The organism is Halobacterium litoreum (genome assembly GCF_021233415.1).
Lineage (GTDB): Archaea > Halobacteriota > Halobacteria > Halobacteriales > Halobacteriaceae > Halobacterium > Halobacterium litoreum.
On record NZ_CP089466.1, the window covers coordinates 1,386,137 to 1,412,093 of the forward strand.

The following is a 25,957-nucleotide window of genomic DNA, read 5'->3' on the forward strand; positions in this document are numbered from 1 at the left end:
TCCGCGTTCAGTCGGGCGTGACGATGCTGTACATCACGAACAGGTAGCCGGCGGTACTGAACAGGTAGTTCAGCGTGAGCAGCGAGCGCGTGTCCTCGAAGCCGACGAGGAACGCGGAGATCGTCGTCCCGATGGAGGCGGCGACGACGAGTGTGAACCCGAGAGACAGGTGCAACATCGCTTCTCTGCCGGTGTCGCGGTAGGCGCGCACCGCGAACCCGACCATGCTGAGACCCGCCACCGCGAGGGTGACGCTGAATACGAGGTAGAGTGCTTCGATGAGTCGCATACGGGTCGTTCGTACACGACGTCTAGGACATTCAGTATAAAATTGTCCCCGTGATTATTAGTTCGTAGAATCGCCCGCTACCCCTCCGACCGGAGGTCGCTCCACACGTCCACGAGCGCGTTCTTCGCTTCCGTGCGCTCGGTGGTCTCGATGGTCGTCTCGTCGACGCCGAACTGCACGGAGATTTCGTCGACCTGTCGCCGGTAGACTTTGGTGCGCCGGCCCTCGTCGGAGAGTTCCTTGCCTTCGAGTTTGAGCAGGTCGTGTTCGCTCAACTCCTCGATGCGGCGGTAACTGGTCGCGATGGGGATGTCGAGTTCCTCGCTGAGTTCCTGCGCAGACTTCGGCGCGTGGGTTGCTTCGAGAATCTCGGCGTTGTACTTGTTGCCGAGTACCCGCAACACGTCCACCGGGTCCATCGAGATGACAGTGGGAATCGAGCGAAAAAAGAGTGTCGGGGTTGGCGTCAACCAAACGCTTAATTCGGTGCCCGGTAGATTCGCCCGTATGGCTGACGACGAGACCGACGTCTTGGAGTTCTCTCTCGGTGACGGTCGCTACTGCATCGACATCGCGCACGTGGACGAAATCGTCGACGCCACCGAGGACATCACGTCGATTCCGAACGCGGACGCGAACGTCGTCGGTGTCGTCGACCTCCGCGGCGAGACGACGACCGTCGTCGACCCGCGGGTCGGACTCGACGTGAACGGCGACCCGGCCGGAAACCGCATCGTGGTGCTCTCGGAGCACGACGCCACCGGCCTGCTGGTCGACGACGTCCACGAGGTCGAGTCCGTCACCGAGGCGGAACTGGACGACTCGGCGGCGTCGGAGACGACGCGCGGCGTCCTCCGCCGCGACGACCGGTTCGTCGTCTGGGTCGACCCGGACGCCCTAGTCTAGGAGGGCGTCGACGTCGGCGTGGTCGTAGAGCAGCCCCTGCATCACGTCGACGGTCTTCTCGTCTCGCACGCGGCCGCCGCGGACGAGGCCTTCGGCGCGTTCGACGGCGGTGAGCGTGTCGGACTGCACCGCGATGACGGGCACTCCCTTCTCCGCGGCTTTCCCGAGGACGGCGCCCGAGGGCCGGTGGCCGCCCGTGAGGACGAGACACCGGACGCCGGGCGCGTCGAGCGCGGCGGTCTGGACGTCGGCGCGGTCGCCGCCCGTGATGACCGCGGCGTCTTTCGTGCGCCGGAAGTGACTGAGCGCGCTCTCGCCGCTCATCGCACCGACGAGGAAGCGTTCGACGACCGCGTCGTCGTCGGCGCCCTCGGTGAGCACGTCGCCGCCGAGTTCGTCGGCGAGGTCCGCGACGGTGACCCCCGAGAGGCTGCGGTCGCTCGGGAGCACGCCGAGGACGGGGACGCCACGCGATTCGAGGAACGGAGCGACTTCGCTCTCAACGTCGTCGTAGGTGGCGTCCGCGACGGCGTTGAAGACGACGCCGGCACACCGGTCGCCGAGCGCGTCGGCGGCGGCGAGCACGTCGTCGACGTCGCCGGGTTCCTCGTAGCGCGCGAGCACGATGGCTCGGGCGTCCAGTAGGTCCGCGATTTCGGGGTCGGTGAGGTCGACGATGCCGCCGGTGGCGAGGTCGTCGGCGCCCTCGACGACCATCAGGTCGCGGTCGGCGGCGAGGGCGTCGAACGCCTCGCGGACGCGCTCGCGGAGTTCGTCGGCGTCCTCGCGGCCCTGAATCGCGCCCTTCACGAACGTCGGCGAGTAGACGACGGGTTCGAGTTCGTGCATCTCGGCGTCGAGGCCGAGCAGTTCCCGCGCGAGCATCGGGTCCGCGTCGAGGGTCTTCCCGACGTTGCTCTGGAGTCGGGTGCCCTTCGGTTTCATGTAGCCCACCGAGCGGTCGCGTTCCTGCGCGAGGCGCGCGAGCGCGAGCGAGACGGCGGTCTTGCCGGTGCCTGCTTCGGTCGAGGTGACGAGTAGCGTGTTCATAGTTCGTCGGGGTCGATGGTCAGTCGGACGTCCAGTGCCTGCACGCCGTCGCCGGTGGCGAGCAGCGGGTTCACGTCGAGTTCGAGGATGGCTGGGAAGTCGGTGACGAGCTGGCTGAGCCGCTGGACGCTCTCCACGATGGCGTCCTCGTCGGCCGGGTCGCGGCCGCGCGCGCCCCGAAGGAGCGGCGCGGAGTCGAGTTCGTCAATCATCTCCCCGGCTTCGCGCTCGGAGACGGGCGCGACGCGGACGCTGGTGTCCTCCAGAATCTCGACGAAGATGCCGCCCAGTCCGAACAGCAACAGGGGACCGAACTGGGGGTCGCGGTTCGTGCCGAGGATGGTCTCCGTGCCGGCGTCGGTGTCGACCATCTCCTGGACTTGGACGCCGAGAATGGTGGCGTCGGGCTGGTAGTTCTTCGCTCGCGTGACGAGGTCCTCGTAGGCGTCGGCGACCTCCTCGTCGGGGACGCCGACTTTCACGCCGCCGATGTCGGACTTGTGGAGGATGTCCGGGCTGACGATTTTCATGACGACGTCGCCCTCGATGTCGTTGGCGACCCAGCGCGCGTCGGCGGGGTCGTCGACGACCTCGCCCTCGGGCGTGGGGATGCCGTAGGCGTCGAGCAGGTCCATCGCTTCGACGCCGAGGCGGGTCGACCCGCGGTCGGCGGCGTCGGTCAGAATCTCGCGGGCGCGCTCGCGGTCCACGTCGAACTCGCGGGGCGCCTCGTACTCGCGGGCTTCGACCGCGCGCTGGACGGCGAGCGCGTCGAGGCTGCTGACGGCGCGCGCCGGGTCGAAGTAGTTCGGGATGCCGGCTTCGCCGAGCACGTCGGCGGCCTTCTCGGTGCGTTCGCCGCCCATCAGGCACGTCACGACGGGTTTTCCGTGCTCGTTCTGGAGGTCGGCGACGACGCCGGCGAGTTCCTCGTAGTCGATGATGGCGGTGGGCGCGGAGACGACGACCGCACAGCCGACGTTGTCGTCGGCGAGGACGGCGTCGATGGCCGTCTCGAAGCGGTCGAGGTCGGCGTCCCCGATGACGTCCACGGGGTTGTAGACGTTCGCCTCCTCGGGCATCGAGTCGAGGAGCGCGTCCAGGGTCTCCTCCTCGAAGGAGGCCATCGAGAGCCGGGAGTCGCCGACGGCGTCGGTCGCCATGACGCCGGGGCCGCCGGCGTTCGTGACGACGGCGACGTTCTCGGAGTCGGGCATCGGGAGGCCGTCGAGGGCGCGCGCGAAGTCGAACAGTTCCTGGACGTTCTCGGCGCGCACGACGCCGGCCTGCTCGAAGCCGGCCTCGTAGGCGGCCTCGCTCCCGGCGATGGTGCCGGTGTGGGAGGACGCGGCCTGCGCGCCCGCCTCGGTGCGACCGGACTTCACGACGACGGCGGGCGTGTCCTGTGTCACGTCGCGGGCGGTGTCGACGAACTCGCGGCCGTCCTCGATGCCTTCGAGGTAGCCGAGGACGACGTTCGTGTCAGGGTCGTCGCGCCACTGGCGCATGAAGTCGGTCTCGTCGAGGACGGCCTTGTTGCCGAGGCTGACGACGTCCTTGAAGCCGATTCCCTGGTCGTTCGCCCAGTCGAGGACGGCGGTGATGAATGCGCCCGACTGGCTCATGAAGGATAGGTTGCCGGGGAGCGCGTTCGACGGGCCGAACGTGGCGTTCAGGCCGGTCGGCGTGGAGAGCACGCCGAGGCTGTTCGGACCGACGAGGTTGAGGCCGTACTCCTCGGCGACCGCCGCGAGTTCGCGCTCGCGTTCGGCGCCCTCGCCGCCGGTCTCGCTGAAGCCCGCGGTGATGACGACGACGTTGGTCACGCCCGCTTCGCCCGCGTCCCGCACCGCGTCGACGGCGATAGAGGGCGGCACCACGACCACCGCGAGGTCCACGTCGGGCGCGGCGCCGAGGTCCGGGTAGCAGTCGTACCCGAGGACGGACTCCCGCTTAGGGTTGACCGGAACGACCGTCCCGTCGAAGTCCGCGAGGTTCTCGACGATGGCGCGACCGATCGACCCCTCGCGTTCCGTCGCGCCGACCACGGCGACGGCGTTGGGGGCGAACAGTCCGCCGGCATCGCTTGGTGTCTTCACGTCCGAACCGACGGCGGCAGCCAGCATAAAACCGGGCGAGTCGCGGGCCGTGCGGGAGTCGTCGTCACTCGGCGTGGGCCGGCGTGACAGTCACTCGCCGGACCCGGCGCTCCCGGAGTCGGCGATGCGCTCTTCGTACTTCGCGAGCGCTTCGTCGAGGGCGGCGCCGGCGTCGTAGTCGAGTTCGTCGGCGAGCGCGAGCAGGCAGAACAGCGCGTCGCCGAGTTCGTCGCGGTCGACGTCCGCGCCGTCGCCGGCGCCGTAGTCGGTGGATTCGTTGACGTTCTTCGCGAGTTCGCCGACTTCGCTGGCGAGGTCGAGGACGCGGTTGGCGGGCGGCGCGTGGAGATTCTCCTCGTCGAGGAACGCGGCGACGCGTGCTTGTTCGTCCATGCGGGGAGCGTCGCAGTCGGCCACCTTCAGGCGCCCGATTTTAGGTTAACCAAATATTTCTTTCCGAGATGGAAAAGAGTATTGTCGAGACGTTCGTAGCCTCGGGCATGGAACTCACGGGTGCGCTCGCGTTCGTCTTCCTCGCCGGCCTCCTGACGGACCTCGCCACGGGGCTCGGCGCACTCCCCTTCTTCTTCGTCGACGACGTGGACGACCGCTGGCGCGTCGGCCTCTGGGGACTCGCGTCCGGCATCATGCTCTCGGCGTCCGGATTCGGCCTCTTCCGCGAAGGCCTCAACTACGGCACTCCTCTCGAAGTCGCCGCGGGCGCCGGCGCCGGCGTCCTCCTGGTCGTCGCCGCCGAGCGGATCATCGACGACTACGAGTTCGCGCCCCGAGAAATCGCGGCCGCCGACTTCAAGAAACTCGTCCTCATCGCGGGCGTCCTCACCGTCCACTCGTTCCCCGAGGGCGTCGCCGTCGGCGTCTCCTTCGCCGACATGGGCCTTGACGGCGGCTACCCGATTCTCGGCTTCTCGGTGCCGCTGCTCGCGGTGTTCATGACCATCGCCATCTCCATCCACAACATCCCCGAGGGCCTCGCGGTGTCCATCCCGCTCCACGAACACGGCGCGCGCCGCTGGAAACTCGTCGGCGTCGCCGTGTTCACGAGCGTCCCCCAGCCCATCGGCGCGGTGCTCGCGTTCGGCTTCGTGCAAGTCGCGCGCACCCTCCTCCCCGTCGGCTACGGCTTCGCGGGCGGCGCGATGGTGTTCCTCGTCCTCCACGAGTTCATCCCCGAGGCCCGCGAGGTCGGCGCTCGTCTCCCGAACGACGGCACGCGCGAACTCGTGACCGGTCTCACGGTGGGCGTGGCCGGAATGGTGCCGATGCTGTTCGTCGCGTGAGAACGGAGCAAGCGACGGCGCGGCGTCGACCGCGCCGATTCAGAGGACGATGGACTTCTTCCGCACGAACTCGTGGATGGTCGAATCGAGGCCCTCCCGGCCGATACCGGAGGCGTCGTTCCCGCCGAACGGGATGTCGCCGAGGCCGTGGCTCGGCGCGCCGTTGATGCGGACCGCGCCCGCGTCGATGCGCTCTGCGGCGTCGAGCGCGCGGTCGTAGTCGCTCGTGAACACGCAGGCGTCCAACGCGAGGTCCGACGCGTTCGCCAACTCGATTGCGTCGGCGTCGTCGCTGAACGTCGTCACCGCACAGACCGGCCCGAACTGCTCCTCGTGGACGATGCGCGCGTCCTGTGGCACGTCCGCGAGCAGCGTCGGCTCGAAGAAGTGGACGCCGTTTTCCTCGTAGCGCTCGCCGCCGCGAACGACCGTCGCGCCGCGCTCGATTGCGTCCTCGACCAGTTCCTCGACCCAGTCGGCCTGCTCCTCGCTGACGAGGGGGCCGAGGTCGGTGTCCTCGTCGAAGAGGTCACCGACCGTCCAGTCGTCCATCCCGCTGTCGATGCGCTCCACGAGGTCGTCGTGGACGGACTCGTGGGCGAGCACGCGCGAGACGGCTGAACAGCGTTGGCCGGCGTACTTCAGCGACCCCTTGGCGGCGGCCGCGGCGGCCTCGTCGAGGTCGGCGTCCTCGAAGACGACCTCGGGCGCGTTTCCGCCGAGTTCCATGTGGAGGCGCGTGATGCCGGACTGTTTGGCGACGTGTTTGCCGGCGCCCGACGACCCCGTCATCGCGATGGCGTTCACGCGGTCGTCGCCCGCGAGTTTGTCGCCGACGACGCTCGCCTTCCCCGGCACGAAGTTGAACGCGCCGTCCGGCACGTCGGTCTTCGCGATGACGTCCGCGAGGATGGCCGCGCTCACGGGCGTCTTGCTCGCGGGCTTCAGGACGACGGCGTTCCCCGCGGCGAGCGCGGGCGCGACCTGCAGCGCGGTTGTCGCGAGCGGGTAGTTGTACGGCGTGATACAGAGCACCGCGCCGACCGGCTCGTGCTTGACGAGAGCCTTCCAGCCCTCGTGGCCGCCGGTGGTTCCCTCGCGGTACTCGCCCTTGAGGTGGCGAATCTCGCCGACCGCGCGCTCGAAGCGCTCGGCGGCCTGCTCGACTTCGCCGCGCGCACTCGAAATCGGCTTCCCGGCTTCGCGCACGATGACCTCGGCGAGTTCGGATTTGCGGGCGCGGAGGCCCTCGGCGATGGCTTCCAGCCACGCCACGCGCTCCGGAATCGTCGTCTCGCGGAGCGGCGCTTTCGCGGCTTCGGCGGCCGCGAGCGCTGCTTCGGCGTCGTCCTCGTCGGCGCCGGCGACGGACGCGAACGTGCCGCCGTCAGCGAGGTCCGTGACGGGCACGGCGTCCCCGCCGGACACCCACTCCCCGCCGACGTAGGGGCGCTCCCGGCGTCGAATTGCTCTCTGTCCCATACCACGGTCCTTGGCAGCCCGACTGTAAAGATTTTACTCACAAACGAATAAGCGTGGTTCGCGCGTTTCTTGTCGGCCGCACGCCTACCCGCGAGCGTGCCAGACCCGACCGTCGCCGCCTGCCAGACCGACCTCACGGACCTCGACCCGGCCGCCAACCTCGCCACCGTCGGCGAACGCCTCGCCGCCCTCGACGACGGCGTGGACGTCGCGCTGTTCCCCGAGTACGCGCTCACCGGCTTCGTCGCCGACGACCGCGTCCACGACGCCGCGCTCGACCGCGACGGCGACGAACTCGCCCGCCTCGCGACCTACGCCGACGACCACGACACCGCGATTCTCGCGGGGTTCGTCGAAGCCGGCGACGACGCCCACTACAACACGGTCGCCTACGTCACCCCGGACGGCGACCGCACCTTCTACCGGAAGCGCAACCTCTGGGCGGGCGAAGCGAGCGTGCTCGCGACCGGCGACGACGCCGTCACCGTCGACACGCCCGCCGGCGAGACCGGCCTCGTGACGTGTTACGACCTGAACTTCGTGGACGTGAGCGCCGAGTTCGCCCGCGAGCGCGTCGACGCCCTGTTCGTCGTCGGCGCGTGGCCCGGCGCGTACAGCGAGAACTGGCGACTCCTCCTGCGCGCCCGCGCGCTCGACGGCGTGCGCTGGGTCGTCGGCTGTGGCCGCACGGGTCGCCGCGACCTCCCCGACTCGCCCGCCGTCGACTACGCGGGACGCTCGGCGGTCGTCCGCCCCGACGGCGCCGTCAGCGCCGCGCTCAACCGCGACGAACGCACGCTCGTCGCCGACCTCGACAGCGACGTCCTCGCCGAACAGCGCGAGTTCATCCCCGTCCTCGCAGAAGAGTGACCGGCTCAGTCGGCGCTCAGCGCCGACGTGCGGTCGTGAATCTCGGTCGACGAACAGCCCGACGGCGTCTTCAGCGCCTTCATCCCGATGGGGCGGCCCGCCCGGTCGCTGGCCACCCGGAGCGCGGCGGCCGCCCACGCCGCCGGCGCCTCGTCCACGTCCTCCGCGTCGGCCACGCGCTCCAAGAGGTCGCGAGCCGACGAGTGGACGTACTCCGACGTCGACAGGTACGTCTCGTACCAGTCCAGCGCCGCGACCGCGCGCTCCGGCGGCGGATTGCGCTCGCGGAGCACCTCGCGTTGGTCCTGGTAGCGGTTCCGAATCGTGACGTGGGTGACGTCCGCGAGTTCGGTGAGCGTGTCCTGTCGCACGTCCAGGTCGGCCTCGACGCAGGCGTTGTAGACGGCGGCCGCCGCCCACCCGCTCGGCGACTTCCCGCCCGCGATACCCGCTTCCTCACAGCAGTTCACGATTTCGACGGCGCGCTCTCGCACCGCAGTCGGCAGTTCGAGGTCGTCGGCGTACCGCTCGACGTACTGGGTCGCGTCCGCGAACCCCGAGAGGTCAACGCCGAGCGTGCTCGTCACGTCCTTCGCGCGCCGCAGGAGGTGGGTGCGGTCCACGTCCGCCGCCGCCACCACCTCGTCGACCGTCCGCGGGACGCGCTCGACCTTGCACGCGACGTAGAGACAGGCCGCGCCGGTCGTCCGCACGGAGTTCGGCGGGCCGTCGCGTTGGTCGCGGTAGCGCCGAAACACCGTCGTCGCCGTCTCCTCCGTGGCGGCCGGTACGCCGAGTTCTGTCGCTGCGGACCGAATCGTATCGAGCGCACGCCCCACTGTGCGGTGGTGTGCGCTCATCTCCTCTGACGTCATTAGATGTGTCTCGGTGTGTGGTACGTCGCCAAATAACTCGGGGTAGGTGCCAGTCCTTGCGGGACGCCACGCCGCCTACTCGGCCGCCGCCCGGACCGCGTCGAGGACGGCGTCGTAGTCCGGCTCGTTCGTCGGGTCGTCGGCGACCCAGTCGTAGGTCACCGTGCCGTCGGCGTCCAGTACGAACACCGCGCGGTTCGCGACGCCGTACAGGCCGAGCTCGGGGATGTCGATTTCGACCCCGTAGTCGCGAATCGCCGCCCCCGCGGTGTCGCTCACCAACTCGAACTCGATGCCGTGTTCGTCCCGGAACGCGCCCTGACAGAACGGGGAGTCGGCGCTCACGCCGAACACGTCCGCACCGGCGTCGGCGAACTCGCCGCGTCGCTCCTGCAGCGCGACCATCTCGTTCGTACACGGCGGCGTGAACGCGCCGGGGAAGAACGCGAGGACGACCGGGCCGTCGCCGAGGTGGTCGCCGAGCGCGAAGTCCTCGTGGTCGCTGGTGCCGACTGTCGCCGCGATTCGGGGTGCGCTGTCGCCTCGTGAGACCATGGGCGTTCGTTCGACGCGCCACCGCATAAGCACCGTCCCGAACACGACCGAGGAGAATTCTGTATAGCGCTTTAGAGTGTACGGGTCGTATCCCAGGCAGCGAGATAGTGCTGTATGATAGCACACTACACTACCAAGTTCGGCGAAAGAGAACTCCACACGGCCCCCGCACTCTTCTATCTGGGCCGCGAACTGTCGGTCGATGTCAGACGTCTACGTCGACACCGAAATCGAGGTCGAAGTGGACTCGTCCGAACTCGAAGTCGAACACGGCGATGCCGAGGCCTTCGAGGCCGAACTGAACGCGCCCGGCCTCGAAATCGAGGTCGAAGCCGAGGTACACGTCGCGGACGCCGACAGCGAAACGGAAGACGACGGAGACGAAGCCGAAGAAGCAGCGGAAGACGAAGCGTACGAGGACCCGGAGATGGAGGACGCGGCGACGCTCGACGAGGAGGACTAGAGGTCGAGCCACTCGGTCGACAGGGACTCGTCGGGGAGGTGCCAGCGCTGGCGGGCGTCGCCGGCGTCTGCCACCTCGACGACCGCGTCGAACTGCTTGAGGAGCGCCTCGACTGCCGTCGCGGGCACGCGGTCGTCGACGTGGACGTGACCCATGCCGTCGGCGGCCGTGACGGTCTCGCGGAGGCGTCGCACGTAGGAGACGACCGCGGCGAGGTCGTCGTCGGCGAGCAGGTCCCCGACGCCGCCGAGGCAGACGCGGAGTTGGCCGGATTCGAACCCGGAGGGCGGCGCGAGCGACTGGACGGCGTCTTCGGTCGCACCGGCGAGCGCGTCGACGTCGCCCACCGCCGCGGTCGGCGCGTCGGCGCGGTTCGACGCGGCCGCTGTCGCCGTGCGCGCGCCGGTTCGGTAGACGACCGTTTCGCGCGCCGTGGCGTCGGGAGCCGCCGCGTCCACGTGGGGTGACGCCGCCGTGTCCGCGCGGACGAACAACCGACGGCGGTCTTCGGTCGTCGCGTCCCCGAGCATCCGGTCACAGCCGACGTGGTCGGTCGCGCCGTCGACGACGAGCAGCATGCAGCCGTCCGCCTTCAGGTCGTCGAGCGCCTCGGTGAACGTGTCGGGCGCCGTCGTCCACTCGCCATCGGACTGAGAGTCTCCCATCGCTGCGCGAACACACGGCACACACTCTGATAAATATTTTGTAACCAACCTGTTGGATTAAATCCGAGAGGTGGCGGCGAGACGCTCCCTCGCCACCACCGCTATACCGCTGGCGGCGGTACGGAGCGACGAATGGTAGACGACGTCTTCTCGCCGCTGGAACTGCGCGAAACCACGGTGCGAAACCGGTTCGCCGTGTCGCCGATGTGCCAGTACTCCTGTGAGGACCGCGACGGCCTCGCGACCGACTGGCACCGCGTCCACCTCGGGTCGCGTGCCGTCGGCGGCGCCGGTCTCGTGTTGACCGAAGCCACCGCCGTCGAGCCCCGGGGCCGCATCTCGCCGGAGGACCTCGGCATCTGGAGCGACGACCACCGCGACGCGCTCGCGCCCGTCGCCGAATTCGTGAAATCACAGGGCGCCACGCCCGGCATCCAACTCGCGCACGCCGGCCGGAAAGCCGGCACCGCGCGTCCCTGGGAGGACGGGCGCGTGCTCGACTACGACGACGGCGGCTGGGACGCGGTCGCGCCGAGCGCCGTCCCGTACCCGTACGACGACGACCCGACGGAGACGCGGAAACTCTCCCGCGACGAGATTTCGGGCGTCGTCGACTCGTTCCGCGAGGGCGCGCGGCGCGCTCGCGAGGCCGGCTTCGAGGTGGCGGAAATCCACGCCGCTCACGGCTACCTCCTCCACGAGTTCCTGTCGCCGGTCGCGAACCGTCGCGACGACGAGTACGGCGGGAACTTCGAGAACCGGACCCGACTCCTGCGCGAGGTCACCGAGGCCGTGCGCGAGGAGTGGCCCGACGGGATGCCAGTGCTCGTCCGCATCTCCGCGACGGACTGGATAGACGACCGGGAGTCGTGGGACGTCGAGCAGTCGATTCGGCTCGCCGACCGCCTCGCAGACCTCGGCGTGGACCTGATAGACGTTTCCTCGGGCGGTATCCACCCGGACCAGGACATCGACTGGGTGGGCCCGAACTACCAGACGCGGTTCGCCGAGCGCATCGGCTCTGAGACGGCGTCCGACATCGCCGTCGGCGCCGTCGGCGGCATCACGACCGGCGAGCAGGCCGACGACGTGATTCGCAACGGGCGCGCGGACCTCGCAATCGTCGGCCGCGAGTTCCTGCGTGACCCCTACTTCCCGCTGCACGCCGCCCGCGACCTCGGCCGCGAGGACGCCATCGACGTCCCGCCGCAGTACCGCCGCGGATTCTGAACTCCCGGTACCTTCAAGCACGCCGGCGCCGCGTCCTCCCGTATGCCCGAGTTCCGACGCGTCCCCGAGGCCGACACCGAGACGTTCCGCGACCTCGTGCGGTACGCGTTCCGCCCGGAGGCCGGCCCGCCAGACGACGAGGACGAGGAGACGCCCGCCGCCTGGGAGGTCGGCACGCGGTACGGCCTCTACGACGACGGCGACCTCCGCACCGTCTGCAAACTCGTCGACTTCGAGACGCGCGTCCGCGGCGACGTCCACGCGCTCGACGGCCTGTCGGCGGTCGCGAGCCCGCCCGAGTCCCGGCGCCAGGGGTACGTCCGCGACCTGCTCGCGGGCGCGCTCCGCGAGTCCCGCGAGAACGACGTCCACCTCTCGGCGCTCTGGCCGTTCAAGCGCACGTTCTACGGGCAGTACGGCTGGGCGACGTGTAGCCGCGGCGTCGAACACGAGTGCGACCCCGGCGACCTCGCGTTCGCCCGCGACCGAGACGGCGGCGAATTCGTGCGACTGGACGCCGACGACTGGGAGCGCATGGACGCCGTCCACGACGCGCACGGCGAGCGCTACGAACTCACGATGGATCGGACCGAGGAGTGGTGGCGCAAACGCGTGCTGACGGGCTGGGGCGACGACCCGTACGCGTACGGCTTCGAGCGCGACGGCGACCTCGCGGCGTACGTCGTCTACGACGTGGACGGCGAGGACGACGGGAAGGTCCTGCGCGCGCAGGACGTGGCGGCCGTCGACCACGACGCGATGCTCGCGCTCCTCCAGTTTTACGCTGACCACGACTCGCAGGTCGACCGCGTGCGCTTCTGGACGCCCGCCGACGCCGACCTCATGGACGTGATTCCGGACGCCGACGACGTCGAGGCGTCCCTGCACGTCGGGCCGATGTTCCGGCTCGTGGACGTGCCCGCGGCCCTCGAAGCGCTCTCGTACCCCGAGAGCGTCGCCGGGTCGGTGACGCTCGCGGTCGCGGACCCGCTGGCCGACTGGAACGACGAGACGTTCCGCCTCTCCGTGGCGGACGGCGAGGGACGGGTCGAGCCCACCGCAGACGACCCGGCGGTCAAACTCGGCGTCGGCGCGCTCTCGCAACTGTACGTCGGCTACCGGAGCGCCGAGGAGTTGGCGACGGTCGGCGACCTCGCGGGCGGCGACGAGGCCGCCGACTTCCTCGCGAGCGCGTTCCCCGAGCGCCCGACGCTCCTCAGAGAGGGGTTCTGAGGCGCGCTCCTATCCTAACAGCGACAGACACAACAGCAACAGCAGTCACTCGCGGTCGGTTCGTCGGCGTCCGTCGGTTCACAGCAGTCGGCTGGCATCGCGTCTCTCACTCGGTCCGCGACTCCGATAAAGCCGCAGTAGCCGCCCGAATACGAGGTTTCCGCGCGGAAACCGCGCCCGACAATTGATGCCCGTGGAGCGCGACCCGTCGGACATGGACGACTGGCAGGAGACCTGGCACCGCGTTCACGACGTGCTCGGCCACAAGTGGGCGTTCCACGTGCTCCGCGCGCTCGCCGACGGCGACCGCGGCTTCAACGGACTGAAAGACGACCTCCGCGTCCGGTCGAAGGCGCTGTCCGCGCGCCTCTCTGACCTGCGGTGTGCCGGCCTCGTCGAGCGAGAGGTCGAGGCGACGACGCCGCCGCGGACGACCTACCGACTCACCGAGGAAGGGGCGGAGTTCGTCGGCGCGCTCCTGCGCATCGAGGAGATGGCCGACGTGGTGCCGTGTGGCTGTGGCGACGACTGCGAGACGCTGTCCGTCGCCGACCCGCCGACCTGCGAGTGTTGAGTCTGGCGCGGTGGGCTCTCAGACCGGCTCGAACCGGTAGCCGTCCCACTCCTGACTCTCGGGTTCGCGGATGCCCGCGCCGGGTTCGCGGAGTTCCTCGACGTAGACGGGTTCGACCTCGTCGCCGATTTCGACGCCGTCGGCGGTCGTGAGTTGGCCGAGCGCGCGCACGGTCTCGCCGTCGACACCGGCAGACGAGTCCGACGAGCCATCCGAGTGTGACTCGGAGACCTCGAACTCGACGATTGCGAGGTGGTTCGGTTCGCGGACGCCCGGCGGCGTCGCCGTCGAGGTGGTCCACGTGACTACCTCGCCCGTCTCCTCGGAGAGGTCCACGGTGTCGGTCTGGGGTTCGCCGCAGTCGGGACACCGGGTGTGGCCGGGGTACGTGACGTGACCGTTCTCGCAGCGGTATGCGTCGAGTGTCATGGCTGTTCGAGGATGGTGGTGGAGACGCAGTTCCCGAACCCGCCGACGTTGCACGCGAGGCCGACCTCCGCGTCGACCTGTCGCGCGCCGGCGTCGCCGAGCAACTGCTGGTAGAGTTCGTACGCCTGTGCGACGCCGGAGGCGCCGAGCGGGTGGCCCTTCGACTTGAGGCCGCCCGAGGTGTTGATGGGGAGGTCGCCGTCGCGGTCGGTGACGCCCTCCTCGACGGCCTTCCAGCCCTCGCCCTTCTCGAAGAAGCCGAGGTCCTCGCTCTGGAGGAACTCGAGGATGGTGAACATGTCGTGGAGTTCCGCCACGTCGATGTCCTCGGGGCCGCGGTCGGCCATCTCGTAGGCGATTTGCGAGGACTCGACGACGCCGCCCATCGTCGTCGGGTCGTCGCGCTCGTGGACGACGTGCGTGTCCGTCGCGCCGCCGACGCCCGACACCACGACGTAGTCGTCGGTGTACTCCCGAGCGACGGACTCGGGGCAGAACACGAGCGCCGCGCTCCCGTCCGTGATGGGACAGAAGTCGTAGAGGCGCAGGGGGTCCGCGACGATTGGCGAGTCGAGTACGGTGTCGAGGTCGACCTCCTTCCGGAACTGCGCGTGGGGGTTGTCCAGTCCGTTCTTGTGGTTCTTGACGGCGACCTTCCCGAGGCTCTCGCGGGGCGCGTCGTACTCGTCTAAGTACTTGCGCGCGGTCATCCCCGCGAAACTCGGGAGCGTGACGCCGTGCTTGTACTCCACGGGGTGCGTGAGGCTGGCGATGACGTCCGTCGCCTCGCCCGTGGTGCGGTGGGTCATCTTCTCGCCGCCGACGAGCATCGTCATCTCGCTGGCGCCCGACGCGACGGACTGCCACGCGGCGAAGATGCCGGCGCCGCCGGAGGAACTCGTCTGGTCGATGCGCGCCGTGTACGCCGGCACGGCGTTCAGGTCGTGGGCGAGCGCGTTCGGGACGCCGGTCTGCCCCTCGAACTCGCCGCTCGCCATGTTCGAGACGTAGAGGTGGTCGAGGTCGCTGCCGTCGACGCCCGCGTCGCGGAGCGCGCTGTCGCCGGCCTCGGCCAGCAACTCGCGTATCCACGCGTCGCGGTCGCCGAACTGCGTCATCGACGCACCGATTATCGCTACGCGGTCCATACGCCACCGACGACGGACCGCTCCTTTACGTTTTCTTCGCGTCCGACACCCAAAGTTCAATGAGGCCTGACATCCGAGTACGCGGAGACACAGCACCGCATGGACCCCGACACAGCAGGCCGCGAGGTCGACTCGGACCAAATCGCCGCGCTCAGGGGCGCCGTCGACGCGGACGGCGTCGAATCGCTCGTCGAGGCGCTCGACAGCGACGACGCCGACGTGCGCGCCGGCGCCGCGTGGCGCCTCGTGGAATCCGCGACCAGCGAACCGACGACGGTGCGCGCGCACCTCGACAGCGTCGTCGAGTGCGTGAGCGACGACGACGTGTGGGTGCGCCGGGGCGCGACGTGGGTGCTCGCGGAACTCGCGGAGGAGCAACCCGACGCGCTCTCCGTGAAGTTCTCGGACCTCGTGGAGTTGACGCGCGCCGACGACCCGCTCGTCCGGCAGAACGGCGTGGTCGCCGTGGCGGGCGTGACGAAGTCGTATCCGGCGCGCGCGACGGCGGGGCTGACGAGTATCGCGCCGCTGACGCGCTCCGAGGACGCGCTGTTGCGGCGGTACGCGAAGCAGGCGGTCCGCGAGGTGACGAAGGCGATAGCCGAGCGCGCCGACGACGCCGGCTACCCGATGCTGGTTCGCGCGCACCCGGCGTACGCCGAGTTGTTCCCCGAGGGCGTCTCCGTCGTCACGACGACCGAGGACGAGCAGCCACAGCCGGTGTACGTCTCGTTCGGCGAGGACGCGCCGAAGCAGGTGGACGACGACGAGTCGTCGGTCGCTGACCGCCCGCCGGAAGACGTGCCGGCGCCGCCCGACCTCTCGCTGTCGCGGGACGAACTCGACCCGAACATGGAACTCCGCGAGGGCGTGCTGACGACGGACCACCGGGCGGCCGTCGACGAGGACACGCTGGAGCACGGGCTGGTGACGTTCCGGCGACTGCACGTGGACGACCCGTCGGTCCGGTCGGCGTTCCGCGACGGCGTGGACGCGTGGGCGGCGGTCGACGGGCACGACCACGTGATGCCCGTGCTGGGACGGGGCGACGACTGGGTGGCGACCCAGTACGACGACGGCGCGACGCTCGACCGGCGGGGCGCGCCGGAGACGCTGCGCGCGGCGGTGTGGACGGCGGGCGCGGTGACGAAGGCAGTGAGTCACGCGCACGCTCGCGGCGTCGTCCACGGGGGGCTCCACCCGGGCGCGGTTCGGTTCGTGGACACCGGGTCGGGCTACTGGGACGCGCCCGTCGTGGGCGGCTGGGGGTTCGCGCACGCCGCGAGCGCCGTCTACACGCCGCCCGTGCCGGACGCGTTCGCGGCGCCGGAACACCGCGAGCCGGAGACGTACGGGCGCTTCGACCAGGCGACGGACGTGTTCGGCCTCGGCGCGGTGACGTACTTCCTGTTGACCGGCGAGAGGCCCGTGACCGGCGGCGAGTTGGTGCCCGCGACCCGGCAGAACCCGGCGCTCCCGGCGTCCGCCGACGACCTGTTCGCGCTCTCCGTCGTCGACGAGAAGCCGGGGCGCTTCGACACCGTGTTGGACTTCCAGCGCGCGCTCGACGGCGTCGCGGCCGACGTCGGAGGTGAGGCCTGATGGCGTCGCCGGCGGACGTGCTGGACGCCGTGGCGTTCACGGGCTACGGCATCCTCGTGGTGGCGGGCGCGGCGTTCACGTACTACGCGCTCCAGAACTACGCGCTCGACCGGATGGAGGGGTACGACCAGTTCTGGGGCTACCTGACGTATCTCGGGCTGGCGGTGGCGGCGTTCGGCGTCTGCGGCCTCGGTCTCGTCGCCGGCGGCGGCGTCGTGGTGCGAGCGTTCGCGGACGTGGCGCTGTTGTTCTCGATTGCGTTCGTGGCGTTCTCGATGCGGGAGGTGTACTTCGACAGCGCGCTCGCGCCGCCGCCCGAGGAGCGTGAGACGTCCCTGGAGACGCTGCGCGCGCTGGAGTTCGGGTTCGTCGTCGTCATCGCGCTGGAGTGGGTGGTCGTGGTGTGGCTCGGCGACACGACGACGACGGCCGTGTTGCGCGGCGTCGGCGCGCTCGGGTTCGCGGCGTACGGCGTGGCGTTCAGCGAGCGCTTGGAGGCGCTCGCGCACGGCACGACGATGGACACGCTGCGTCGCCACCTGCTCATCGTGATGGTGTGTGCGACGGGCGTCGCGGCGACGGGGCTGGTGGCGCTGGTCGCGCCGGGCGCCGTCGCGGACAGCATGGAGTACGTCTTCCTCGTGCTGTTGGGCGGGCTGCTGGTGCCGCCGACGATTCGGCTCCAGCAGTCCGTAGCGAGCCTCGCGTAGACAACGACACCTACTTTAGGGTGGCCTAAATAGTGTGGCGTAACGGATGACCCGAGACGTCTGCGTGGTCGTGCCCACCATCCGCGAGTACGAGTGCATGCGCTCGTACTTCCGGAACGCGCGCGACCACGGCTTCGACCTGGATCGCCTGTTCGTCGCCCTCGTCACCGAGGACTTCTGTGACACCGACGGGATGCGCGAGATGCTCGACGAGGAGGGCGTCGCCGGCGCCGTCTTCGACGAGTCGGACCGCGAGGAGTGGTTCGCCGAGCAGGGCGTCGCCGAGTACGACCACCTGATTCCCGCGGCGAGTCACGCCCAGACCTCCTTCGGCCTGCTGTACATGTGGGCCAACGAGTTCGAGTACGGCGTGTTCATCGACGACGACACGCTCCCCCACGACGACCACGGCTTCTTCGGCACGCACCTCGAGAACCTCGCGTTCGAGGGCGAAACCGAGGGCGTCGCCTCGGACGAGGAGTGGGTGAACGTCCTCTACCAGTCCGACACCGACCTCTACCCGCGGGGCTACCCGTACTCCGCGATGGACGAGACCGTCGAGACGGAACCGACCGAGGTCGACCACGTCGTCGCGTCGCAGGGCCTCTGGACGAACGTTCCGGACCTCGACGCGGTGCGCATCCTGATGGACGGAGACCTGCAGGGACAGGCCCAGACGCGCACCGAGACGGGGGACTTCGACCGGGACTTCGTCGCCCGGGAGGGCAACTACCTCACCGTCTGCTCGATGAACCTCGCGTTCCGCCGCGAGGTCATTCCGGCGTTCTACCAGTTCCCGATGGACGAGAACGCGTGGGACGTGGGCCGCTTCGACGACATCTGGAGCGGCGTCCTGTTGAAGCGCGCGGCCGACGTGGTGGGCGGCCACGTCTACAACGGCGACCCGCTCTGCGAGCACAACAAGGCGCCGCGGTCGACGTTCGACGACCTCGCGAACGAGGTCGCGGGCCTCGAACTGAACGAGCACTTCTGGAAGGAGGTCGCGGCCGTCGACCCCGAGGAGGCGAGTTACGCGGCGGTCGCGCAGGCCGTCGGTCGACGGCTCACGGACGGCGACTACGGCGAGTACAACAACGGCGCGTTCCTGAACGAGTGCGGCGAGTACCTGCTCGATTGGGTGCAGTGTCTGGACGCATTGGCGGACCGCGAGGTCGCGGTCCCGGCAGACGACTGACGGCGTTCGCGGTCGCCCGCGAACCGGTAATTATAAACGTTTTAGGCCGACCTAATTCAGAGTATGAGCGAACGATTCGGACAGTCTCGACGCCGATTCCTCGCGGCGACGGGCGCAGCGACGCTGACTGGTCTCTCCGGCTGTACCGGCATCCTCGGCGGCGGCTCGGACGGCTCCGACGGCGACAAGCCGACGCTCGCGGACTTCCGGGGCTCCGGGCAGTTCGTCTCCGACCGCCCCGCCCCCGGCGGCACCTCCATCGAAGACCTCCCGGACCTCGAAGGCGACCTCTCGGTCTACCTCGGCGGCGGCGAGGGCGGCCGGTACGTCAACCTCATGGAACTGTTCAACAGTTACTACGACGGCTTCGAGGCGACGTGGGACACCCAGCCCTCCAGCCAACTCGCGAACACCGTCGTCCAGGAACACGAGAGCGGCACCACGCAGGCCGACGTCTTCTGGTCGGTCGACATCGGGTCGCTGGCGTACGTCTCCGAGAACGGCGCGACCACCACGCTCTCCAGTGACACCGTCTCCCCGGCCTTCGAGCGCTACCACCCGAACGACCAGTGGGTCGGCGTCGCGGGCCGCTCGCGGGCCATCCCGTACAACACCGACGAGTTCAGCGAGTCCGACATGCCCACGAGCATCGACGCGTTCACCACCGAGTCCCGGTTCGCCGGGAACGTCGGCTGGGCGCCGACCTACGGCGCGTTCCACGGGTTCGTCACCGCGATGCGACTCATCCGCGGCGAGGAAGCCACCCGCGAGTGGCTCAACGGGATGCTCGACCAGAACGTCAACCGCTACAACAACGAGTACCTCGTCGCGCAGGCGACGTCGAACGGCGAACTCGGCGCCGGCTTCGCGAACCACTACTACACGATGCTCGTGCTCGCCGGCCGGCCCGACGCCCCCCTCGACGTGACGTTCACGCAGAACGACGCCGGGTCGCTCGTGAACGCCGCCGGCGCCTCCGTCCTGAAGGGGTCGAACAAGAGCGACCTCGCCGAGAACTTCGTCCGTCACCTGCTCTCCGCGGAGGCCCAGGAGTTCCTCGCCACGCGCGGCTTCGCGTACCCGATGATCGAGGGCGTCGACCCGGTCGGCCCGCTCCCGCCGCTCAGCGAACTCCAGCCGCCGGAACTCGACCTCCAGAAGCTGTCGAACGTCCAGCCCACCCTCGAACTGCTCCGGGACGTCGGCATCCTCTCGTAGATGGCCACCAGCGACCGCCTCGACAGGCTCCGGAACGACGCCAGCGACGACGCCGACGAAGACACCGGGTTCTCGCTGGCCGCCACCGCCGGCGCCGTCGCGGCGGTCGTCTCGCTCCCCGTGGTCGTCCTCTTGGCGCGCGCCTCCGACTACGGCCTCGGCCACCTGCTCGGGCTCGTCGCGAAGCCCAGCAGCGTGCAGGTGCTCGTCAACAGCCTCGTGCTCACCGGCATCGTGACCGTCGGCTGTATTGCCGTCGGCGTCCCGCTCGCGGTGCTCACCGTCCAGACCGACCTGCCGTTCCGGCGGTTCTGGACCATCGTCGGCGCGCTCCCCCTCGTCGTCCCGAGTTACATCGGCGCGTTCACGTTCATCGCGGCGTTCGGCCCGCGGGGCGAACTCGCGGACCTGCTCGCGCCCCTCGGTATCGAGCGCATCCCCGCCATCTACGGGCTGCACGGCGCCGCGCTCGTGTTGGTTCTGTTCACGTACCCGTACGTGTTCCTCACCACGCGGGCCGCGCTCCTCTCGTTCGACGGCACGCTCGTCGAGGCGGCGCGCACGCTCAATCATTCCCGCTGGGAGGCGTTCAAGCGCGTGACGCTCCCCCAGATTCTCCCCGGCATCACCGCGGGCGGCCTGCTCGCGTCGCTGTACGCGCTCTCTGACTTCGGGACGCCGTCGCTGATGCGCTACCAGGTGTTCACACAGCAGATTTACGTCGCCCAGCGCAGCCTCGGCGTGCCCGAGGGCTACCCCGCGATGCTGTCCCTGCAGTTGCTCGCCGTCGTCGCCGTCGTGCTCGCACTGGAGTCCCGCATCGGCGGCTCGACGACGTCGTACATCTCTCGGGGGTCCCGGCAGCCCAACCGCATCGAACTCGGCGCCTGGAAGTGGCCGGCGCTCGCGTTCTGCGCGCTCGTCGCCGTCCTCTGTCTCGGCGTGCCGCTGGGCGTGCTCGGCTGGTGGCTCTACCGCGGCGGCGAGACCGTCTTCCAGTTCGACCCCGCCGTCGCGTGGAACTCCCTGAAGGTCGCCGTCGCCGCGGCGCTCGTCGCCACCCTGATGGCGCTCCCGGTCGCGGGCTACGGCGCGCGCTCGGACTCGCTGACGTCGACGGTCGTCGACCGCCTCACGTACGTCGGGTACGCGATTCCCGGCGTCGTCATCGGCCTCGCGCTCATCTACCTGACGACGAGCGCTGACCTCCTGACGTGGTGGCTGCCGGTCGGCGCCGAGTCGGTCACGGGCCTCCTCCAGTCCGTCTACAAGACCGTCCCGCTGCTCGTGTTCGCGTACGTCGTGCGCTTCCTCCCGCAGGCCGTCGGCACCGTCAAGTCCTCCGTCCTGCAGGTCGACCCGAAGCTCACGGAGGCCGCCCAGACGCTCGGGCGGTCGCCGTTCGCGGCGTTCCGCGAGGTCACGCTCCCGCTCATCGCGCCCGGCGTCGCCGCCGGCGCCGCGCTCGTGTTCCTCACGACGATGAAGGAACTCCCGGCGACGCTCTTGCTGAGTCCGATAGGCTTTGAAACCCTCGTGTCCTACATCTGGCTCGTCAGAGGAGCCGGCTCGTACGGCGCGGCGGCGATTCCCGCGCTCGTGCTCGTGGGCGTCTCCGCGCTCTCGATGGTCGTCATCCTCGCTCAGGAACGATACAATGGCTGACCCGACACCCGCGACGGACACGCGAACCGACGACGCGTCGCCGCCCGAGGCCGACGCGACCGACCGCGACACCGTCCTCGAACTCGACGGCGTGACGAAGGCCTACGGCGCCGAGGACGCGGTCACGGACCTCGAACTCGACGTCCGGGACGGCGAACTGCTCACGCTGCTCGGGCCGTCGGGCTGCGGGAAGACGACGACGCTGCGGATGCTCGCCGGCCTCGAACGCCCGACCGAGGGCACCATCACGCTCGCCGGCGAGACGGTCGCGGACGACGACACGTTCGTCGACCCGGAGACCCGCGGCGTCGGCATCGTCTTCCAGGACTTCGCGCTGTTCCCCCACCTCTCCGTCCGTGAGAACGTCGCGTTCGGGCTCAAGGAGTGGGACGCCGACGCGACCCGCGAGCGCGTCGACGACCTGCTCGACCTCGTGGACATGCCCGAGATGGGCGACCGGTCGCCGGACCAACTCTCGGGCGGCCAGCAACAGCGCGTCGCGCTCGCCCGGAGCCTCGCGCCCGAACCGGACATCCTCCTGCTCGACGAACCGTTCTCGAATCTGGACGTGCGCCTGCGCGTCGAGATGCGCGAGGAGGTCCGGCGCATCCTCAAGGAGGCCGGCGTCACCGCCGTCTCCGTCACGCACGACCAGGAAGAAGCACTCTCGATTTCGGACCGCGTCGCCGTCCTGAACGACGGCCGCCTCGAACAGGTCGGCGAACCCGAGGGCGTCTTCGAACACCCCGAGTCGCGGTTCGTCGCGTCCTTCCTCGGGCAGGCGGGGTTCCTCTCGGGGCGCGTCGGCGAGGAGACGGTCGACACCTGCATCGGCTCCTACGACCGCACGCTCCTGAAGGGGCTCTCGGACGGCTACGCCGGCGCGATGGTCGACGTGCTCGTTCGCCCCGACGACCTGCGCGCCGTCCCCGCGAACGAGGCCACCGCGAACGGCCAAATCGTGAAACGCCAGTACACCGGCCCCTCCTTCATCTACCACGTCGAACTCGACAACGGCGACGTGGTGCGCTGTCTGCACAACCACGCAGAGGACATGGACGTCGGCGAGTCGGTCGCGGTCGACCTCGTCTCCGACCACTCGCTGGCGTGGTATCCGACGCGATGACTCGCTGGCGGCGCGTCCGCGACGCGCTCGCCGCCGCTCCCGTCGGCCCGCTCGCCGTCGCCGCGCTCGCCGGCGCGCTCGCGTACGCCGTCTCCGTCCTCGTCTTCCCGTACCACTCCACGAACCACGACGAGGCCGTCTACCTCCAGCAGGCCGCGATGCTGCTGGACGGCCAACTGTTCCTCCGGCCGCCCGTCGACGGCGCGTTCCGGCCGTGGTTCTTCGTCGAGTCCGCACAGGGTCTCTACCCGAAGTACGCGCCGCCGACCGCCGTCGTCTACGCGCTCGGCGAACTCGCCGGAGACTACCGGTACGCGCTGCCCGCCGTCGCCGCCGCGAACGTCGGCCTGCTGTACGGCGTCGTCCGCGAGGCGTTCGACCACCGCACCGGCCTGCTCGCAGCGGTCTGTCTCGTCTGCTCGCCGATGTTCGTCGTGCAGTCCGGCGTCTTCCTGCCGTACGCGCCGACGACGATGCTGAACCTCGCGTTCGCGTTCGCGTACTTCCGGGCCGAGCGCACCGGGAGCGCGCGCTGGGCCACAATCGCGGGCGCCGCCGTCGGCGCGGCGTTCTTCTCGCGCCCGTTCACGTCGGTGCTGTTCGCCGCGCCGTTCGTCGTCCACGCCGTCTGGACGCTCCGAGGCCCGCTCCGCGAGCGCGCCGTCACGCCCCTGTTCCGCCGGCGCGTCGCCACCGCCGGCCTCGGCCTCGCGGGCGTCGCCACCGCGCTCGGGTACAACGCCGTCGTCACCGGGCACGCGCTCGTGTTCCCGTATCAGGCGTTCGCGCCGCTGGACGGCCTCGGGTTCGGCCACCGCGAGATTCTCGGCTACGAGCAACAGTACACGGTTCGGCTCGCGCTCCGGTCGAACGCCGAGGTCGCGTGGGAGTTCCTCGCCGAGTGGGGGCCGTTCGGCGCGCTCGGCCCCGTGCTCGCCGTCCTCGGCGGCGTCGCCGTCCACCGACGCGGGTGGGCGTGGCGCCAGCGCGTGCTCGCCGGCGTCGCCGCGAGCGTCCTCGTCGGGAACGTCTACTTCTGGGGGAACCGGAACGTCCTCGGCGACCTCGCGGACCACTCCGACGGCCTGATAGACACACTCGGTCCGTACTACCACTTCGACCTGCTCGTGCCCGCGAGCGCGTTCGCCGCGGTCGGAATTCTCGCCGCGTTCGACGGCCTGCGCGGCGTCCTCGACGCCCGACTCTCGGACGCGCGAGCGCGACCCGTCGCCGTCGCCGTCCTGCTCGTCGGGAGCGCCGCGCTCGGCGGTGTGGCGGCGTCAGCGACCGCCGAGCCGGTGCGCGAGAACGCCGCGTTCACGGACCACTACGAGGTCGCCTACGAACCGTTCGAGCCGTCGCCGCCCGACGACGCCGTCGTGCTCCTGCCGGACCCCTACGGCGACTGGCTGAACCACCCGTTCCAGTACCTCCGGAACGACCCCGGGTTCGACGGCGACACGGTGTACGCGCTCCGCGACCACAGTTTCGAGGTGTGGGACGCGTACCCCGACCGCGAGACCTACCGGTACGTCTACCGGGGGCCGTGGTCGCCGTACTCCGCCGAACCCGTCGACCCCGACCTCCACCGCGTCAGCATGGTCTCCGGGGACGCGCTCACCGCGGACGTCGAAGTCGGCCTGCCTGACTGGACGGCGGGCGTCACGCTCACGCTCGAGTCGGGCGACCGGAGCGCGTACTACACGCTCGACGGCGCGGCGACGAGGGAGCGCGCGGCGTTCGACATCGTCGTTCGGGACGGCCGCGTCGGCCTCGACGGCCCGGTGTCGCCGACGGGGAACGCGACGATTCCGCTGAACGGCACCGTCGAGGTGCGCGCGCTCGTCGACGGCGGCTACGGCGCGGGGTTCTCGTACGGCGTGCGCCTGCCCGTCGAGGAGACGGCGGACGGCTACCGCGCGCTCACGCCGTACCGAGAACTCTGTACCGACCTCCAGACCTGCGAGGGGAGCGCCGTCTACGTGCCGGGCGTCGGCCCCGAGGGCGCGTCACTGAACGTCAGCGTGCGCGCGAACTGACTACCGAGAGAAAGAGCGAGTCAGCGGCCGTACTGCGCGGCGTTCCGGCGTCGCCGGTACGCGCCGACGGCGCCGAGCGCCCCGAGCCCCGCGGCGAAGACGACGGTGCCGGCGACGAACAGCCACGCCATCCAGAACATCATCGCGCCGATCTGCCGGAACGCTTCCGTGCTGGCGTACGTGTTCACGGCGAGGCCGAGGAGAATCCACGCGGCGTAGAACGCGCCGACTCGCAGGCCGACGTGGTACCACCCGGAGAGGTGTCGGTGGAGCGACCCGACGCTCCGCGTGCCCGCTCGCCCAATTTTGTTCGCCCGGCTATTAATTGATAACTTTACCATACTGTTCTGGACGACGCCGAACGGCATATACTTATGCCCCGAGTGGCGTTCTCGGACCTCTCGGTGCGCGTAGGAGAACCGAAGCAGAGTCAGCGCAGGCGTTCCTCGACGGCGACCTTCAGGATGGAGCCGAGAATCTCGGCGCCGCCCGAGAGCGGGTCGAGTTTCGTCTCGCCGAGGCGCTCGTCGTACTCGATCGGCGTCTCCAGGACGTCGTAGTCCCGGCAGAGCGGGCGCACGAGCAGTTCCGCGGAGAGGCCGGTGTTCTGCGTCCACTCGATGTCCTCGATGACGTCGCGGCGGTAGGCGCGCATCCCCGTGGTGGTGTCGTGGACGCGCTCGCCCACCAGCGCGGACGCGACGGCGGCGAACGCGGCGTTCCCGAGGCGGTTGACGGCGGGCATCTCGTCGGCGCCCCAGTAGAGGCGGTCGCCGCTCACCACGTCGTAGCCCTCGTTGATGCGGTCGAGGAAGTCGGGGATGCGCTCCATCGGGTACGTGTCGTCGCAGTCCGTGGTGACGACGACGGGCGTGTCGGCGGCGGTGAGCGCGGCGTGGACGGCGACGCCGTAGCCGCGCGGTTCCTGTTCGTAGACGCGAGCGCCGTGGTCGCGCGCGATTTCGGGGGTGCGGTCGCTGGAGCCGTCGACGCAGACGACGCTGGCGCGACCGTCGGTCGCGGCGTCGATGTCGTCGAGGACGGTGCCGATTGCGGCCTCCTCGTTGTACGTCCCCATCACGACGGTGACGTCGTCGAGCGTGTGGGGGGCGCCGGTGTCGCTCATCGCCGTTCGGTAGCCCCCGCAGCCATTTTAGGCTTGCCAAAATAATCGGGTCGGGGAACAAGTGATAAATACGTCCGAATCAATTGTCGGGTCAGACCGCGGGACGC

27 protein-coding genes are annotated in these 25,957 nt (G+C 69.7%); 14 read left to right on the forward strand and 13 right to left on the reverse strand.

Going from position 1 to position 25,957, the window contains the following annotated elements; all coding sequences use genetic code 11:
- Window positions 1-7: 7 nt before the first annotated feature.
- Both LT972_RS07645 and LT972_RS07650 read right to left on the reverse strand, forming a co-directional pair.
- Window positions 8-289 carry a DUF7521 family protein gene (locus LT972_RS07645; RefSeq protein ID WP_232569078.1) on the reverse strand — a complete coding sequence of 94 codons (282 nt, stop codon included), beginning with the start codon at window positions 287-289 and terminating at the stop codon, window positions 8-10.
- A gap of 77 nt (window positions 290-366) precedes the next feature.
- A complete protein-coding gene (locus tag LT972_RS07650) occupies window positions 367-708 on the reverse strand; it encodes an ArsR/SmtB family transcription factor (protein ID WP_232569079.1) in 342 nt (113 codons plus the stop codon).
- 88 nt (window positions 709-796) lie between these two features.
- On the opposite strand from LT972_RS07650, the gene LT972_RS07655 reads away from it, so the two are divergent.
- Entirely contained in the window at window positions 797-1,195 is a 399-nt protein-coding gene (locus LT972_RS07655) for a chemotaxis protein CheW (protein WP_232569081.1), read from the forward strand.
- Here the strand turns inward: LT972_RS07655 and LT972_RS07660 are convergent.
- The 3 genes from LT972_RS07660 to LT972_RS07670 form a co-directional block, all read right to left on the reverse strand.
- Complete coding sequence (locus LT972_RS07660) at window positions 1,187-2,245, reverse strand: phosphotransacetylase family protein (protein ID WP_232569082.1); 1,059 nt, start codon at window positions 2,243-2,245, stop codon at window positions 1,187-1,189. The two genes, LT972_RS07655 and LT972_RS07660, sit on opposite strands and share 9 nt — an antisense overlap.
- Window positions 2,242-4,344: an acetate--CoA ligase family protein gene (locus LT972_RS07665; RefSeq protein WP_232569084.1), complete on the reverse strand. Its 2,103-nt coding sequence runs from the start codon at window positions 4,342-4,344 to the stop codon at window positions 2,242-2,244. The genes LT972_RS07660 and LT972_RS07665 overlap by 4 nt, the downstream gene beginning before the upstream one ends.
- Window positions 4,345-4,434: 90 nt before the next feature.
- A complete protein-coding gene (locus LT972_RS07670; protein WP_232569085.1) occupies window positions 4,435-4,737 on the reverse strand; it encodes a MazG nucleotide pyrophosphohydrolase domain-containing protein in 303 nt (100 codons plus the stop codon).
- Between the two features lie 107 nt (window positions 4,738-4,844).
- Between LT972_RS07670 and LT972_RS07675 the strand changes: the two genes are divergently transcribed.
- Window positions 4,845-5,645 carry a ZIP family metal transporter gene (locus tag LT972_RS07675; RefSeq protein ID WP_232572662.1) on the forward strand — a complete coding sequence of 267 codons (801 nt, stop codon included), beginning with the start codon at window positions 4,845-4,847 and terminating at the stop codon, window positions 5,643-5,645.
- Between the two features lie 39 nt (window positions 5,646-5,684).
- Here LT972_RS07675 and LT972_RS07680 read toward each other — a convergent pair whose 3' ends face one another.
- Window positions 5,685-7,127 carry an aldehyde dehydrogenase family protein gene (locus LT972_RS07680; protein ID WP_232569087.1) on the reverse strand — a complete coding sequence of 481 codons (1,443 nt, stop codon included), beginning with the start codon at window positions 7,125-7,127 and terminating at the stop codon, window positions 5,685-5,687.
- Window positions 7,128-7,223: 96 nt separating this feature from the next.
- Here LT972_RS07680 and LT972_RS07685 point away from each other — a divergent pair, with 96 nt between their 5' ends.
- Complete coding sequence (locus LT972_RS07685; protein ID WP_232569089.1) at window positions 7,224-7,997, forward strand: carbon-nitrogen hydrolase family protein; 774 nt, start codon at window positions 7,224-7,226, stop codon at window positions 7,995-7,997.
- 5 nt (window positions 7,998-8,002) lie between these two features.
- Here the strand turns inward: LT972_RS07685 and LT972_RS07690 are convergent, their stop codons facing one another.
- Window positions 8,003-8,872 carry a transcription initiation factor IIB family protein gene (locus LT972_RS07690; RefSeq protein WP_232569091.1) on the reverse strand — a complete coding sequence of 290 codons (870 nt, stop codon included), beginning with the start codon at window positions 8,870-8,872 and terminating at the stop codon, window positions 8,003-8,005.
- Between the two features lie 75 nt (window positions 8,873-8,947).
- Window positions 8,948-9,427: a redoxin domain-containing protein gene (locus tag LT972_RS07695; RefSeq protein WP_232569093.1), complete on the reverse strand. Its 480-nt coding sequence runs from the start codon at window positions 9,425-9,427 to the stop codon at window positions 8,948-8,950.
- Between the two features lie 202 nt (window positions 9,428-9,629).
- Here LT972_RS07695 and LT972_RS07700 point away from each other — a divergent pair, with 202 nt between their 5' ends.
- Entirely contained in the window at window positions 9,630-9,890 is a 261-nt protein-coding gene (locus LT972_RS07700; protein WP_232569095.1) for a hypothetical protein, read from the forward strand.
- Here the strand turns inward: LT972_RS07700 and LT972_RS07705 are convergent.
- Window positions 9,887-10,555: a DUF7504 family protein gene (locus tag LT972_RS07705; protein WP_232569096.1), complete on the reverse strand. Its 669-nt coding sequence runs from the start codon at window positions 10,553-10,555 to the stop codon at window positions 9,887-9,889. The two genes, LT972_RS07700 and LT972_RS07705, sit on opposite strands and share 4 nt — an antisense overlap.
- Before the next feature lie 132 nt (window positions 10,556-10,687).
- Here LT972_RS07705 and LT972_RS07710 point away from each other — a divergent pair, with 132 nt between their 5' ends.
- From LT972_RS07710 to LT972_RS07720, 3 genes are all read left to right on the forward strand, one after another.
- Entirely contained in the window at window positions 10,688-11,785 is a 1,098-nt protein-coding gene (locus LT972_RS07710; protein ID WP_232569098.1) for an NADH:flavin oxidoreductase/NADH oxidase, read from the forward strand.
- Between the two features lie 42 nt (window positions 11,786-11,827).
- A complete protein-coding gene (locus LT972_RS07715) occupies window positions 11,828-13,018 on the forward strand; it encodes a GNAT family N-acetyltransferase (RefSeq protein ID WP_232569099.1) in 1,191 nt (396 codons plus the stop codon).
- A 187-nt stretch (window positions 13,019-13,205) separates the two neighbouring features.
- The gene (locus LT972_RS07720) at window positions 13,206-13,592 is read left to right on the forward strand and encodes a winged helix-turn-helix transcriptional regulator (RefSeq protein ID WP_232569102.1); all 387 of its coding nucleotides are present in this window, start codon (window positions 13,206-13,208) and stop codon (window positions 13,590-13,592) included.
- A gap of 18 nt (window positions 13,593-13,610) precedes the next feature.
- On the opposite strand, the gene LT972_RS07725 is transcribed toward LT972_RS07720, so the two are convergent.
- Together LT972_RS07725 and LT972_RS07730 are read right to left on the reverse strand one after the other, a co-directional pair.
- On the reverse strand, window positions 13,611-14,021 hold the full coding sequence (locus LT972_RS07725; protein ID WP_232569103.1) for a Zn-ribbon domain-containing OB-fold protein: 411 nt from the start codon (window positions 14,019-14,021) through the stop codon (window positions 13,611-13,613).
- Window positions 14,018-15,169 (reverse strand): thiolase family protein, encoded by a 1,152-nt coding sequence (locus LT972_RS07730; RefSeq protein ID WP_232569105.1) that lies wholly within the window; start codon window positions 15,167-15,169, stop codon window positions 14,018-14,020. Before LT972_RS07730 ends, LT972_RS07725 begins: the two co-directional genes overlap by 4 nt.
- A 99-nt stretch (window positions 15,170-15,268) precedes the next feature.
- Here LT972_RS07730 and LT972_RS07735 point away from each other — a divergent pair, with 99 nt between their 5' ends.
- From LT972_RS07735 to LT972_RS07765, 7 genes are all read left to right on the forward strand, one after another.
- A complete protein-coding gene (locus LT972_RS07735; RefSeq protein ID WP_232569107.1) occupies window positions 15,269-16,771 on the forward strand; it encodes a HEAT repeat domain-containing protein in 1,503 nt (500 codons plus the stop codon).
- Window positions 16,771-17,481, forward strand: coding sequence for a hypothetical protein (locus LT972_RS07740; protein WP_232569109.1), 711 nt, complete (start codon window positions 16,771-16,773; stop codon window positions 17,479-17,481). The genes LT972_RS07735 and LT972_RS07740 overlap by 1 nt, the downstream gene beginning before the upstream one ends.
- A gap of 46 nt (window positions 17,482-17,527) precedes the next feature.
- On the forward strand, window positions 17,528-18,676 hold the full coding sequence (locus LT972_RS07745; protein ID WP_232569110.1) for an alpha-1 4-glucan-protein synthase: 1,149 nt from the start codon (window positions 17,528-17,530) through the stop codon (window positions 18,674-18,676).
- A gap of 63 nt (window positions 18,677-18,739) precedes the next feature.
- A complete protein-coding gene (locus LT972_RS07750; RefSeq protein WP_232569112.1) occupies window positions 18,740-19,894 on the forward strand; it encodes an extracellular solute-binding protein in 1,155 nt (384 codons plus the stop codon).
- Window positions 19,895-21,559, forward strand: coding sequence for an ABC transporter permease (locus LT972_RS07755; protein ID WP_232569114.1), 1,665 nt, complete (start codon window positions 19,895-19,897; stop codon window positions 21,557-21,559).
- Window positions 21,552-22,685, forward strand: coding sequence for an ABC transporter ATP-binding protein (locus LT972_RS07760; protein WP_232569116.1), 1,134 nt, complete (start codon window positions 21,552-21,554; stop codon window positions 22,683-22,685). Before LT972_RS07755 ends, LT972_RS07760 begins: the two co-directional genes overlap by 8 nt.
- Window positions 22,667-24,724 carry a DUF7846 domain-containing protein gene (locus tag LT972_RS07765; protein ID WP_332839495.1) on the forward strand — a complete coding sequence of 686 codons (2,058 nt, stop codon included), beginning with the start codon at window positions 22,667-22,669 and terminating at the stop codon, window positions 24,722-24,724. The genes LT972_RS07760 and LT972_RS07765 overlap by 19 nt, the downstream gene beginning before the upstream one ends.
- A 20-nt stretch (window positions 24,725-24,744) precedes the next feature.
- Here LT972_RS07765 and LT972_RS07770 read toward each other — a convergent pair whose 3' ends face one another.
- Both LT972_RS07770 and LT972_RS07775 read right to left on the reverse strand, forming a co-directional pair.
- A complete protein-coding gene (locus tag LT972_RS07770) occupies window positions 24,745-25,065 on the reverse strand; it encodes a hypothetical protein (RefSeq protein WP_232569164.1) in 321 nt (106 codons plus the stop codon).
- Window positions 25,066-25,154: 89 nt separating this feature from the next.
- Window positions 25,155-25,850, reverse strand: a complete 696-nt coding sequence (locus tag LT972_RS07775; protein WP_232569166.1) for a dolichyl-phosphate hexose transferase — start codon at window positions 25,848-25,850, stop codon at window positions 25,155-25,157.
- Between the last annotated feature and the right edge of the window lie 107 nt (window positions 25,851-25,957).